The organism is Bacillus sp. 05T21 (assembly GCF_056396785.1).
In genome coordinates, this window is record NZ_JBFTMD010000012.1 from 1 (window position 1) to 13,871 (window position 13,871).

At 35.4% G+C, this 13,871-nt stretch carries 12 protein-coding genes and 1 pseudogene; 10 read left to right on the plus strand and 3 right to left on the minus strand.

Translation table 11 applies throughout. The annotated features are described in order from the left end of the window. From AC1DKZ_RS19615 to AC1DKZ_RS19635, 5 genes and pseudogenes are all read left to right on the plus strand, one after another. A pseudogene (locus tag AC1DKZ_RS19615) lies at window positions 1-237 on the plus strand (alanine dehydrogenase); the annotation flags it as partial. A gap of 103 nt (window positions 238-340) precedes the next feature. Further along, complete coding sequence (locus AC1DKZ_RS19620; RefSeq protein ID WP_002063741.1) at window positions 341-1,756, plus strand: amino acid permease; 1,416 nt, start codon at window positions 341-343, stop codon at window positions 1,754-1,756. 126 nt (window positions 1,757-1,882) lie between these two features. Further along, window positions 1,883-2,443 (plus strand): class I SAM-dependent methyltransferase, encoded by a 561-nt coding sequence (locus AC1DKZ_RS19625; RefSeq protein WP_476996891.1) that lies wholly within the window; start codon window positions 1,883-1,885, stop codon window positions 2,441-2,443. A 289-nt stretch (window positions 2,444-2,732) separates the two neighbouring features. Continuing rightward, the gene (locus AC1DKZ_RS19630; RefSeq protein ID WP_002010461.1) at window positions 2,733-3,110 is read left to right on the plus strand and encodes an ArsR/SmtB family transcription factor; all 378 of its coding nucleotides are present in this window, start codon (window positions 2,733-2,735) and stop codon (window positions 3,108-3,110) included. Window positions 3,111-3,130: 20 nt separating this feature from the next. Next, window positions 3,131-5,491: a heavy metal translocating P-type ATPase gene (locus AC1DKZ_RS19635; RefSeq protein WP_476996892.1), complete on the plus strand. Its 2,361-nt coding sequence runs from the start codon at window positions 3,131-3,133 to the stop codon at window positions 5,489-5,491. A 224-nt stretch (window positions 5,492-5,715) separates the two neighbouring features. Here the strand turns inward: AC1DKZ_RS19635 and AC1DKZ_RS19640 are convergent, their stop codons facing one another. Further along, window positions 5,716-7,179: a nicotinate phosphoribosyltransferase gene (locus AC1DKZ_RS19640; protein WP_078178067.1), complete on the minus strand. Its 1,464-nt coding sequence runs from the start codon at window positions 7,177-7,179 to the stop codon at window positions 5,716-5,718. Between the two features lie 199 nt (window positions 7,180-7,378). Between AC1DKZ_RS19640 and AC1DKZ_RS19645 the strand changes: the two genes are divergently transcribed. From AC1DKZ_RS19645 to AC1DKZ_RS19655, 3 genes are all read left to right on the plus strand, one after another. After that, entirely contained in the window at window positions 7,379-8,650 is a 1,272-nt protein-coding gene (locus AC1DKZ_RS19645; RefSeq protein ID WP_016101848.1) for a tetratricopeptide repeat protein, read from the plus strand. Window positions 8,651-8,652: 2 nt separating this feature from the next. Further along, window positions 8,653-8,784 (plus strand): quorum-signaling peptide NprX, encoded by a 132-nt coding sequence (nprX, locus tag AC1DKZ_RS19650; protein WP_002174820.1) that lies wholly within the window; start codon window positions 8,653-8,655, stop codon window positions 8,782-8,784. Window positions 8,785-8,952: 168 nt separating this feature from the next. Further along, window positions 8,953-10,653, plus strand: coding sequence for a M4 family metallopeptidase (locus AC1DKZ_RS19655; RefSeq protein ID WP_476996893.1), 1,701 nt, complete (start codon window positions 8,953-8,955; stop codon window positions 10,651-10,653). 63 nt (window positions 10,654-10,716) lie between these two features. Here AC1DKZ_RS19655 and AC1DKZ_RS19660 read toward each other — a convergent pair whose 3' ends face one another. After that, entirely contained in the window at window positions 10,717-11,265 is a 549-nt protein-coding gene (locus tag AC1DKZ_RS19660; protein ID WP_044444465.1) for a TVP38/TMEM64 family protein, read from the minus strand. A 399-nt stretch (window positions 11,266-11,664) separates the two neighbouring features. On the opposite strand from AC1DKZ_RS19660, the gene AC1DKZ_RS19665 reads away from it, so the two are divergent. After that, window positions 11,665-12,183 (plus strand): RNase A-like domain-containing lipoprotein, encoded by a 519-nt coding sequence (locus tag AC1DKZ_RS19665; protein WP_002091018.1) that lies wholly within the window; start codon window positions 11,665-11,667, stop codon window positions 12,181-12,183. Window positions 12,184-12,197: 14 nt separating this feature from the next. After that, window positions 12,198-12,470 (plus strand): hypothetical protein, encoded by a 273-nt coding sequence (locus AC1DKZ_RS19670; protein WP_016093359.1) that lies wholly within the window; start codon window positions 12,198-12,200, stop codon window positions 12,468-12,470. 54 nt (window positions 12,471-12,524) lie between these two features. Here the strand turns inward: AC1DKZ_RS19670 and AC1DKZ_RS19675 are convergent, their stop codons facing one another. Then, window positions 12,525-13,787 carry a VanW family protein gene (locus tag AC1DKZ_RS19675; RefSeq protein WP_016093358.1) on the minus strand — a complete coding sequence of 421 codons (1,263 nt, stop codon included), beginning with the start codon at window positions 13,785-13,787 and terminating at the stop codon, window positions 12,525-12,527. Window positions 13,788-13,871: the final 84 nt, after the last annotated feature.

Consider the following 13,871-nt stretch of genomic DNA (forward strand, 5'->3'; position numbering starts at 1 on the left):
AATATGCCAGGTGCGGTTCCACGTACATCAACTCTTGCATTAACAAACGTAACAGTACCATATGCAGTACAAATTGCTAACAAAGGCTACAAAGAAGCTTGCCTAGGCAACACTGCATTATTAAAAGGTATTAACACATTAGATGGCTATGTAACATTCGAAGCAGTGGCAGAAGCTCACGGTGTAGAGTACAAGGGTGCTAAAGAATTATTAGAAGCAGAAACAGTATCTTGCTAATAGAAGCATTATACAAAACAAAATCGAACAATATATAAAACAACATGATAAGAGCTAAGAGATAATACCTCTTAGCTCTTCTTGGTAAAAGGGGGCATTCATCGTGGCCAACCTATTTAAAAAGAAATCCGTTACGCAATTGTTAGGGGAAAGTAAAAGTAAAACTTTGACGAAAACGCTAGGGGCATTTGACCTAACAATGCTAGGGATTGGTGCGATAATTGGTACAGGAGTTCTAGTATTAACTGGATTAGTAGCAGCAAGAGATGCTGGTCCAGCAGTTATTTTTTCATTTATGATTGCAGCAATTGTTTGTGGATTTGCAGCTTTATGTTATGCAGAGGTTGCATCTGCACTTCCTGTTTCAGGTAGTGTGTACACATATTCATATGCAACAATTGGTGAGTTTGTTGCCCATTTAATGGGATGGACATTGCTATCCGTATATGTCGTAACGACTGCCGCAGTAGCTGGCGGATGGACAGGTTATTTCAATAATTTAGTGAGTGGATTGGGACTTGAAATTCCAAAAGCGTTGTTAACGATTCCATCGCAAGGTGGTATGGTGAACTTACCCGCAGTTATCGTTACGTTGGTGATAACTTGGTTATTATCACGAGGTACAAAAGAAAGTAAGCGTGTGAATAACATAATGGTATTAATTAAAATTGGTATTGTTGTTTTATTCATTGCAGTTGGTGTATTCTACGTGAAACCAGAAAACTGGATACCATTTGCACCGTACGGCTTAAGTGGAGTCTTTGCCGGAGGAGCAGCAGTATTCTTCGCATTCTTAGGATTTGATGCATTAGCAACTTCTGCTGAAGAAGTGAAAAATCCACAACGTGATTTGCCGATTGGTATTATTGCTTCATTAGTCATTTGTACAATCATTTATGTTGTAGTTTGTCTCGTTATGACAGGTATGGTTTCTTATAAGGAATTAGATGTACCTGAAGCGATGGCCTATGTATTAGAAGTTGTAGGACAAGATAAAGTGGCTGGTGTAATCGCTATTGGAGCTGTAATTGGTATTATGGCTGTAATTTTCGCATACATCTACGCTACGACACGTGTATTCTTCGCTATGAGCCGTGACGGTTTATTGCCAAAATCTTTTGCGAAAATTAACAAGAAGACAGAAGCACCAACATTTTCAGTTTGGTTAACAGGAATTGGTAGTGCTTTAATTGCCGGATTTATCGATTTAAAAGAATTGTCGAATTTAGCGAATATTGGAGCGTTATTAACATTTGCGATGGTTGGTGTAACTGTCATCATTCTTCGTAAAACGCACCCGAAATTACAACGTGGATTTATGGTACCACTTGTACCAATCTTACCGATTATTTCAGTTGCAAGCTGTCTATTCTTAATGGTAAATCTACCGTTAAAAACATGGATATACTTCGGTGTTTGGTTAGCAATCGGAGTGGTTGTATACTTTGTTTATTCGAAAAAACATAGTCATTTAAAAGACGATGGAAGTTCGCAAGATAGTTTAGAAAAAGCTAATTAAAGGGATATAAAGTTAGTAAGCCTTGTGCGTCTAGGGAGCGCGCAAGGCTTTTTCTTTTGGGGAAATAAAGGAGACCAATGTTATGTTGTCGAATTTTTATGTCGGAATATAAGAAGGGGTGGAAAGATGGAGACGAAAGTTGTCGTTGGAGCAGAGGGATATAATAATAACCCAGGGTGGTTACATACGAATGAAAAAGAATTACATTTATTAAAAAGAGAAACGTGGATTAATAAATTTCCGTCTAATTCTTTATCAGTAATTTTGGCTGAGCACGTATGGGAGCATTTATCGTATGAAGAAGGTATAGAAGCAGCTAAAGTTTGTTATGAGTTCTTGGAAGATAATGGATATATTCGCTGTGCAGTGCCGGATGCATTTTTCCCAAATGAAGAGTATCAGCGTGGTGTGCAAGTGGGAGGACCTGGCCCGTTAGATCATCCAGCTGCAAGTCATAAAATTGTACATAACTACAAAACGATTATATCTATGTTTGAAGCAGCAGGTTTTCAAGTAAAGCTTTTAGAATACTGTGATGAGAATGGCCAGTTTCATTATAGTGATTGGGAAGAGAACGGTGGATTTATTTATCGATCGAAACGTTTTGATCATAGAAATCAAGATGTTAAATTAGGATTCTCTTCGTTAATTGTGGATGCAGTGAAAGTTAATAAAGTGAAACTTTAATCAGTGGGGGGCTTCATCCCCCACTGATTATTAGCCCTCACCAATCGGGCTTTTACGGGCAATTAATGCGGGATAAATAAGAAGGGATGCACGGTAGTTTTCGTGCATCCTTTTTGTATGAAGAGCATGATAGATGCGGAAAATATTTATATGTTTATTTTGAAATGTGAACGAAATGTTTTAAAAAATGTATGAGAATTCATTGACACATATGAATGGACGCTCATATAATAAAGGTATAAGACATATGAATAGTTGTTCATATGTTCAAATAAAGAGGTGAGCTGTGATGGCTGAAAATAAAGTAGAAACGCAACAGGAAGCATGTTCTCAAACGGTAATTCACGAGGAAATCGTGGATCAAGTAAAACAAACAATTCCGACTGATGAAAGTTTAAGTAAAGTAGCAGAATTATTTAAAGTATTAGGTGACCGTACACGTACGAGAATATTACATGCATTATTTGAAGCTGAAATGTGTGTTTGTGATTTAGCTTATTTATTAGGAATGACGCAATCTTCAATCTCACATCAGCTTCGTGTATTAAAGCAAGCAAAGCTTGTAAAGAACCGTAAAGAAGGAAAGGTAGTTTATTACTCATTAGCTGATCAACACGTAATTCATATCTTCGAGCAAGCGTTTGAACACGTAAACGAGGAAGAATAAAAAAGCGAGGAGGGAGAACGATGGCAGAAGCATTAGTGAAAAAGAAACTTATGCTAGAAGGTTTAGATTGTGCAAATTGTGCAATGAAAATTGAAAAAGGTGTTGGGAATATAGAAGGGGTAACATCTTGTTCCGTAAACTTTGCAACAAAAACGATGCTCTTAGAAACACCGCAAAATAAAGAAAATCAAGTTGTTACGGAAGCGAAGCAACTTGTTACAAAATTAGAGCCGCATATTAAAGTGCAAGAAGAGCAAAAAACAAAATCAGTAAAAGAAGTATTTGTATTAGAAGGCTTAGACTGTGCAAATTGTGCAATGAAGATTGAAAATAAGGTAAAGGAAATGCCAACGGTTTCAGAAGCGACTGTTGATTTCGTATCAAAGAAATTACGAGTAGAAGTTGCAAATAAACGAGAACTTGAATCGACTGTACAAAATATAAAAAATGTTGTTCAAAAGTTAGAGCCTGATGTAAAAGTTGTTCGTGAAGAGGAAAAAGGACACGACCATGGCCATGATCATGGTGATGGAAATGTGAAAAAGATGATAGGACGATTAGTAGTCGGTGGAATTTTGACAGGAATTGCTGCAGTAGCCGGATTACCGCAAATGATAACAATTCTATTATTCGTCCTTGCTTATTTATTAATAGGTGGAGATATCGTTTGGAGAGCGGCAAGAAACATAACTCGCGGCCAAGTGTTCGATGAAAACTTTTTAATGGCAATTGCAACTTTAGGAGCTTTCGCGATTCAACAATATCCAGAAGCGGTAGCAGTTATGCTATTTTACCAAGTAGGGGAACTGTTCCAAAGTATTGCAGTAAATCGTTCTCGAAAATCAATTACGTCATTAATGGATATTCGTCCTGACTATGCGAATGTGAAAGTTGGAAACGAAACGAAACAAGTATCACCAGAAGATGTGCAAATTGGTGAGTATATTATCGTAAAACCAGGTGAAAAAGTACCGTTAGACGGGAAAGTAGTTGAGGGAACATCAATGATGGATACTTCAGCGTTAACAGGTGAGTCTGTACCGAGGGAAGTAGAAGTTGGTAATGACGTATTAAGTGGTTTTGTAAACCAAAATGGTGTATTAATTGTCGAAGTTACAAAAGAGTTCGGTGAATCCACTGTATCGAAAATTTTAGACTTAGTACAAAATGCAAGTAGCAAAAAAGCGCCGACAGAAAACTTTATTACGAAGTTTGCACGTTATTATACTCCTGTTGTAGTTATAACAGCAGCAATAATGGCATTTATTCCACCACTTATTTTAGAGGGTGCTACATTCTCCGATTGGATTTATAGAGCTTTAGTGTTCTTAGTAATCTCTTGTCCATGTGCGCTCGTTGTATCGATTCCTCTTGGATTCTTTGGTGGTATTGGTGGGGCATCTAAAAGTGGTATTTTAGTAAAAGGAAGTAACTATTTAGAAGCATTGAATGATGTGAAATATATCGTTTTTGATAAAACAGGAACATTAACAAAAGGTGTCTTTAAAGTTACGAAGATGGAGCCTAGTGAAGGTATCACAGCTGAAGAGCTATTAGAATATGCAGCATTTGCAGAAGTATATTCAAATCATCCGATTGCACAATCTATTCGAAATGCATATGGAAAATCAATCGATGAAAATGCTATTGAAGACTATAGTGAAATTTCTGGTCATGGTACGGTTGTAAAAGTACAAGGAAAAGAAATTTTCGCAGGTAATGCTAAATTAATGAGCAAAGAAAACATTACATTTAAGCAACCAAATACAGTAGGTACACTAGTTCATGTTGCTGTAGATGGTAAATATGCAGGTTATATTGTTATCTCTGATGAGGTAAAAGAGGATTCAAAACAAGCAATTCAAAAGTTAAAAGAACTAGGTATTAAGAAGACAGTCATGTTAACTGGTGATGCAAAATCAGTCGGGGAAGCTGTTGGTAAAGAATTAGGTTTAGATGAAGTTCATGCCGAATTATTACCACACCAAAAAGTAGAAGAAATCGAAAAAATTGATGCAGCAAAACGCGGTAAAGAAAAGATTGCATTTGTCGGTGATGGTATTAATGATACGCCAGTACTAGCAAGGGCAGACGTTGGTATTGCGATGGGCGGTTTAGGATCAGATGCAGCAATTGAAGCTGCTGACATCGTTATTATGACTGATGAGCCTTCAAAAATTGCGACAGCTGTAAAAATTGCAAAACGTACACGTAGTATTGTCTGGCAAAATATTATATTTGCATTAGGGGTAAAAGGGTTAGTGTTATTACTCGGCGCCTTTGGTATTGCAACAATGTGGGAAGCGGTCTTCTCAGATGTTGGTGTGACGTTACTTGCAGTATTAAATGCAATGCGTGTACTACGAGTAAAAGATTTATAAAAAAGAGGACGCAATTGCGTCCTCTTTTTTATTGGTTATTTTGTTGAAATTGACTCAAGAAAATAACATCAAATATTATTTTGTTTTTAAATAATGTAATATATAAAATTGCAAAAAAACAATATTCTTCTTATTATTTTAATATATTTTTTACAAATATCTATATAGTATTGAAAAATGGAGAAGTGGGGGAGGGGCAAAACCCCACTGATTAAAGCTTCACTTTATTTTTGTATGTTTTTTTCAACTTGTTCTCGAACAGTTTGAATATAATTCATTTTATGATCCCAACATTCTTGGCTTAAATCGACAGGGTACTCTTCTGGGTTTAAAGTTCGCATATACTCTTCCCAAAATAGTGAGAGGCTGCGTTCATTATACTTTTGAATCTCTAATATATTAGGTAATTCATACGCTCTGTTACCGTTAATGAAAATATCTTGATGCAGTTCGCGTGCTTCAAAGCTTGTTACGAATTTACTTATATATGTATGAACTGGATGAAACATTTTTAAACGCTCTTCTTTTCCGGGTTCTTCTGACTCTAAAGCAATATAATCGCCCTCTGCATGATCGTTAACACGGTTAATAATACGATAAATTCGTTTAAGTCCTGGGGTTGTAATTTTTTCAGGATTAGATGAAATCTTAATCGTATCATTTAATTTTCCGTCAGTATCTTCAATAGCGACTAGTTTATAAACGGCCCCTAATGCTGGCTGCTCAAAGGATGTAATCAGCTTTGTACCAACACCCCATACATCAATTTTTGCCCCTTGAGATTTCAAGTGCATAATCGTATATTCATCTAAATCGCTAGAAGCGATAATTTTTGTGTTTGTAAATCCAGCTGCATCAAGTTGTTTTCTGGCCTCCTTTGATAAATATGCCATATCACCACTATCAAGGCGAATGCCATAAAAATCGATACGATCCCCGAACTCTTTTGCAACACGAATCGCATTTGGAACACCAGATTTTAATGTGTCGTATGTATCGACAAGAAATACACATTTTTTATGTGTTTCAGCATATTTTTTAAATGCAACATATTCATCGCGATATGCTTGAACGAAAGAATGGGCATGTGTGCCAGCTACAGGGATGCCAAAGCGTTTCCCTGCGCGAACGTTACTTGTAGATGAAAACCCACCAATAAAGGCAGCTCGTGTTCCCCAAAGGGCAGCATCAAACTCATGAGCGCGTCTTGTACCGAACTCTAAAAGCTCATCATTATTTGCAGCGTGCTTCATACGTGCAGCTTTTGTAGCAATTAATGTTTGGTAATTTACAATATTTAAGAGGGCAGTTTCAATTATTTGTGCCTCGCCAAGCGGTGCATCAACACGTAATAATGGTTCGTTATTAAAAACAACTTCGCCTTCTTGCATACTACGAATCGTGCCAGTAAATTTCATGTTTTGTAAATAATGAAGGAAGTCTTCTTCAAATTGCAGCTCTGCTAAATAAGCGATGTCACTTTCGGTAAAGCTGAAATTTTCTATGTACTCTACAATTTTTTCAAGACCAGCAAAAACAGCATAGCCGTTTTCGAATGGAAGCTTTCGAAAGTATAGATCAAAAACAGAACGGCGAGTATGAATACCATCTTTCCAATATGTATAAGCCATGTTGATTTGATATAAATCTGTATGTAAGGCGTAACTATCGTCTTTATAATGATTCATTGTGAAAACACCTCCGCAATTTGGTTATAGTATACCAATTTTCCCCCTTTCGTAGCAAAGAAGTAATAGGGGATTGAAGTCAAGGGAGAAAAAAATGAAATAATGCATATTTTTTAGAAAATTTACATTTATCAATTTATATTTCTCAAGATTTTATGTATTATTAGAGTAATGGGGGTAATGAGAATGGAGGAGGACAATGCAACAAACATTAGAAAAAATAGGCAAGCAAGTTTTTTATAAACGGCTACAGCAAAAAATGACACAAGAAGAATTATGTCAGGGCATTTGTTCTGTCTCATACTTAAGTAAGATCGAAAATGGAAAGATTGAAGCATCAGAAGAAATTCTACAATTGCTCTGTACAAGACTAGAAATTGCTGTGACGGATTTGAGAGATGTAGAAGAAGATGTGAAGGTGAAGTTGGACGAGTGGTTGAATGCATTAGTTCATTTGGACAAGCAACAAGTAGAGCGCATATACGAAGAGTTGCAAGGTGAAATGAAGCATGTGTTGGATTTTGAAATTATAAATTATTATAAACTGCTGTATACACGTTATTTAATTATGAAAAGGGATATATCTGCAATTGAAGAAGAATTAGAGAGATTAAAGAAAGTCTACAAAAAGTATTCTCCATTTCAGAAGTTATTATATACGTACAGTAGAGGGTTATTGTGCTGTTTGCAGTATAGATGGAAGGATGGACTAGACCACTTATTAAAAACAGAAGTAATGGCCAAGGAACAAGGGTATCATGAAACGGGTATGTACTATAATATAGCGCTTGCATATACTCATTTAGATATTCATCACCTTGCAATTCATTTTGTGAATATAGCATTAGAAGGATTTCGTAGTGAATATAAGTTTAGAAATATAATTAATTGCCAGATACTTATTGCAGTAAGTTACACAGAAAAAGGTCAGTATGAAGAGGCCTTAAGAATGTATGAGAGTATATTGAGGGAGGCCACATCTTTTGCGGATAAGGATGTACTTTTAGCTATTACTTTAAGCAATATGGGAAGTATATATTATAAAAAAAGCAAATATCAGCAGGCGAAGAAATATTATTTGGATAGTCTGCAACTTCAAAAACAAGTAGATTTAAACTATCTAGATACAATATATGAACTGGCATTAGTATGCATTAAATTAGAAGAATTAGAAGAGGCAAAGGAATGGATTGATAAGGGAATTGTTGCAGCAAAACAAGAAGAGAGATTTAATGCAAAGTTATATTTGCTTTTAATTCTTAGATATAAACATTTTGAAGAAGCAAAAGATTATAAAGTATTTTTGGAAAATGAGGCTATTCCTTTGTATAAATCTGCGGGAAATAAAATAGAATTAAAGAAAGTATACGTTGAACTCGCAGAACATTTCGCTAGTTTATCGAGATTTGAGGAAAGTAATCGATATTATAGGTTAGTTATTGATTTGATGAATGATAATAAGGAGGAGTGAAAATGAAAAAGATGGTATTTGGAGTATTGGCGTTTATAGTAACTCTTACAGTTGCTGGAGGAATACATCAGTATAGTAGTAAACCTGATATCGTTGGTCAACAAGCTAAAACGGTTCAACAAATTAATTCATAACCAAAAAAACCCCTTTCCAAACGGAAAGGGGTTTCTCAATATTTGCTCCCGAAAATTCTACAAAACTTGAGAAAACAATTAATTGAATTTTTAGTATATTAATAGTGAAAACATAATGCTAATATGAAACTACTCTTTTCAAAAATTTTTTATTAGGGGGAAGGTTATATGAAAAGAAAGAGTTTAGCGTTAGTGTTAGCGACAGGAATGGCAGTTACTACGTTCGGAGGGACAGGCTCTGCATTTGCGGATTCTAAAAATGTACTCTCTACTAAGAAGTACAATGAGACGGTACAGTCACCTGAGTTTATTTCTGGTGATCTAACTGGAGCGACTGGTAAGAAAGCGGAATCTGTTGTGTTTGATTACTTAAACGCGGCAAAAGGTGATTATAAGCTAGGGGAAAAGAGTGCGCAAGATTCTTTCAAAGTAAAACAAGTGAAAAAAGATGCTGTAACTGATTCAACGGTAGTACGTATGCAACAAGTTTACGAGGGAGTACCTGTATGGGGGTCTACTCAAGTAGCTCACGTAAGTAAAGATGGTTCTTTAAAGGTATTGTCTGGAACAGTTGCGCCTGATTTAGACAAAAAGGAAAAGTTAAAAAACAAAAATAAGATTGAAGGCGCAAAAGCAATTGAAATCGCGCAGCAAGATTTAGGAGTAACACCTAAATATGAGGTAGAACCAAAAGCGGACTTATATGTATATCAAAATGGTGAAGAAACAACATATGCATACGTTGTAAATCTAAACTTTTTAGATCCAAGCCCAGGAAATTACTACTATTTCATTGAGGCGGAAAGCGGTAAAGTATTAAATAAGTTTAATACAATTGATCATGTAACAAATGATGATAAGTCTCCTGTTAAACAAGATGCTCCTAAACAGGATGCGAAAGCGGTTATAAAGCCTGTAACAGGAACGAATAAAGTAGGAACTGGTAAAGGTGTATTAGGAGATACGAAATCGCTTAATACAACGTTATCTGGATCATCTTACTACTTGCAAGATAATACGCGCGGAGCAACAATTTTCACATATGATGCGAAAAATCGCTCAACATTACCAGGAACATTATGGGCAGATGCAGATAATGTTTTCAATGCAGCGTATGATGCAGCGGCAGTTGATGCTCATTACTATGCAGGTAAAACATATGATTATTATAAAGATACATTTAACAGAAACTCTATTAATGATGCAGGAGCACCATTAAAATCAACTGTTCATTACGGAAGTAAGTATAATAATGCATTCTGGAACGGTTCGCAAATGGTATACGGAGATGGTGATGGTGTAACATTCACTTCATTATCTGGTGGTATTGACGTAATTGGTCACGAATTAACGCATGCGGTTACGGAAAATAGCTCGAATTTAATTTATCAAAATGAATCAGGAGCATTAAATGAAGCAATTTCTGATATTTTTGGTACGTTAGTAGAATTCTATGATAACCGTGACCCAGATTGGGAGATTGGTGAAGATATTTATACACCTGGTAAAGCGGGAGATGCACTGCGTTCTATGAGTGATCCAACGAAATATGGTGATCCAGACCATTATTCTAAGCGTTACACTGGTTCAAGTGATAACGGTGGAGTTCATACAAACAGTGGTATTATTAACAAACAAGCTTATTTATTAGCAAATGGTGGTACGCATTACGGTGTAACTGTAACTGGTATCGGTAAAGATAAATTAGGTGCAATTTACTACCGTGCGAATACACAGTATTACACGCAATCTACTACATTTAGTCAAGCTCGCGCTGGTTTAGTACAAGCTGCAGCTGATTTATATGGTGCTAGCTCTGCGGAAGTAACAGCAGTTAAGCAATCATTTAGTGCTGTTGGTGTAAACTAAGGCTTTAAGGGATAGTTATTAATAAAATACTTCAAAAATAAAGAAGGAGCCTATGCTCCTTCTTTATTTTTTTCTCCATTTTTTCCACAAATAAAATAATCCAACACAACCTGCGATTGTAATAATCCATTTCGCTTCATTTGTTCCGTTTATGACATGATATGCAGAATATACTTCAATCAATAAGGCCGGTATTTTCCCTATTGTGCTAGCAATACTGAAAGAGAGTAATGACATTTTGCCTAGAGCTGCAAATAAAGTAACGATACTGGACGGAATGAAAGGAATAAAACGAAAAGATAGGACGAGTAGAAATGCCTCTCTGCCTTCTACGTAAAGAAGGCGTTCTACCTTTGGATACTTATTTACTTTATCGTGAGTGAACCTTTGAAGGCCTATACGATAAATATAAAACGAGATAATAGCCCCCAATGCCTCACCTGCGATCGAAATGATTGTACCATTTGTTACACCGAAGAGTTGTATATTAATAGCGGTCAAAAAAATACTAGGGATAAAACCTAAAAGACTGATGATGATGTTGATTAATATACTAAGTGGAATTGCGATTGAATAATAGTCTGTTAAGAAGTTTTGAATTGTTTCAGCCATTTTATAAAATCCTTTATCTTTTTTTGCATTACACCATATTTACATTGTATAGGCAAGTGCAAATTTACATAATGTAGAAAACAGTTGATAGAAAGGGATTTTTATACCTTATATAGGTATTGGGTATATGAAATCTGGGGTATATTTAGTTTGTTTAAAAAACACTCCATAAATACTGTGTTTAAAGGGTTTATGGAGTGTTTCGATTGGTGTTTTCATCTGGGAAATAATTATAAAAACATGGGGGTATATTTTAAAAAGGGCGAAAAACAGTGATTTGATGAAAGGGGGGTGGAAAATATAGCAAAATGAATGAGGATTTTAAAACTGTATACATTTTTTCTTTGTGAAATTGACTTTTAGTGGAGTTACGATAATAATCATGGAAGAGGTGATACGATGAAACGATTAAGTAGTCTTTTCTTGAGTAGTTTATTGGCACTAATGCTGATTTTAAGTGGATGTGCAGGAAAAGAACAAAAAACAGAAAAACCAAAAGAGGATCATTCTACATCAGTAGAAAAAATTAGTGATAATATTTTAGATGAAATGGAAGGGCCACCTAAAAATGGTCATACGATTGAAAGGCATGTAGGCAAATCAGAAGAGGATTTGAAGAATCGTTTGAAGACAGATAAAGTTTCAGCGGCAAGTACATACTATGATAAGGAAACAGCGACAAAGGCTGTGAAAGATAGTTTAAAACAACATGATAAAGAAATTCAGGATTGGTTGAAAAACTCTAAAGAGGCTCGTCTTGTATTGAATACAACTCATTCATTCCCAGTTGGAAAAACAGTAATAAAGAAAAATATGATTGTAAAAGACAAACTAGTAAAGACTGTTACTGTTTTAGCGAGAGATAAATCAGGAAATCTAGGATTTAAGATTATTACTTCTTATCCATCAGATAAATAAAGGGGGGAGTATATATGTATCCAACATTACAATACTTTCTTAAATCGTACTGTACGTTAAGTATTCATGAGGATGAAATAGTAAGCTTGATGGAAGAGTTTATAGAGCAAGAGGACGAAGAGATTGTTTTGAAATTACGCGATGAATTAGTAAATATGAAGAAAAAGAACGCGTGGGAAGAAGCGTGCGTATTAGCTGCGAAGCAAGGCAATCGTGTGTGGTCTTTAGAAGAAACGAAAGATCATCTTGAAACTTTTTTACTATTACTGCAAAAGAAAAAGGCGTGAGTAGATCACGCCTTTTTCTTTTTGCTTTTTGAAATTTGTCCGTTTAATAGTATCTTATTGTTTTGGGGCACTTTTATATACGCTTTTTGAAATTTGTCCATTTGATAGTACTTCACCGTTTTGTGTTACTTTTTTATACGTAACAGCTGTTATTTTATCACCAGTATTACTAATTACTTGAGAAGAAACTTCAACATTTTTACCAGTATTTGTACCGAAAATGCGTGTAGTAATACTGCCGCCATTTGAAAATGCTTGAATGTAAATATGCTTACCTGTATTGTTTTTAAATTGTAAATCCGGACCATAATCTGCCACTGCTGCATCTTGCCCAAGTGGTAAATAATTTACGGGCATAGAATGATTGCTTCGAGAAACAATTCCTAAATCTGCCCTTAAAGCTGCGCTGTATAAAGTACTACTTACTTGGCAAACGCCTCCGCCTGCACTTTGTATAACTTTACCTTGTGAATATACTGCTGCGGATTTATAACCATGTGCAGCATCAGTTACGCCAACACGGCCATTAAAACTAAACGTTTCATCAGGTGCTACAATAACTCCACTTAAAGTATTAGCTGACTTATTTACGTTATAGGACTGATTTCCATTACGGCCAGCCATTGGGGTAGAGTATTCAGCAATCACTTCTTTAATCCCCATTTGTTGTATATCTTCTGTAGAACGTTCAGGTTTTATTAGTGTAACTGGTAATACAACATCGGGTGTGCCAGAAGTAATAGCTGCGCTTGTTAAATCGGTTAATTTTCCTTTATCAATTTTTTCCCCATTTTGACTTTGGCTAATATTTACTGTAGAGCCTTCAACACTTAATTCGGCGTTGACAGGATTTTTTAATGTTTCATTATATTTATCCTTTATAAAGGTTTCATAAGTTGTTGTATTTAATTGTGGTGTTAATTTATAGTCACGTTTTACTTCACCGTTTTCAGCTTGCTTACGCATGTTGTAACGATTCATTACGTTCCCTTCTTGTTCTTTAAAGATATTGTCGACAATATCCTTCTCTTTATAATCTACTCCTAAATCTTTCCACGTGTAATTTTGCTTATCATTTTGGAATACGTAGTTAAGAGGTTTTTGATTTAATTCATTCACCTTTTGATTAACAAGGGCTTGAATATCTGCTTTATTTTTTCCATCAAGAGAAATACCTTCAAATGTAGTGTTTGGTAGTGCAGTTGTATTTAGTTGATTATTTAATTTGGATACATATTGATATCCACCAACACCACCAACGCAAAGTAATATGCCACCAGCGATAGCGGAACCGATCAGGATTTTGCTTAGCTTCATTTATTTCCCCCCAGAAAAATTTGTATAAATATATGTATTACATTTTTTGTATAAAAATGATGAAAATAACATTATGTACGTCCT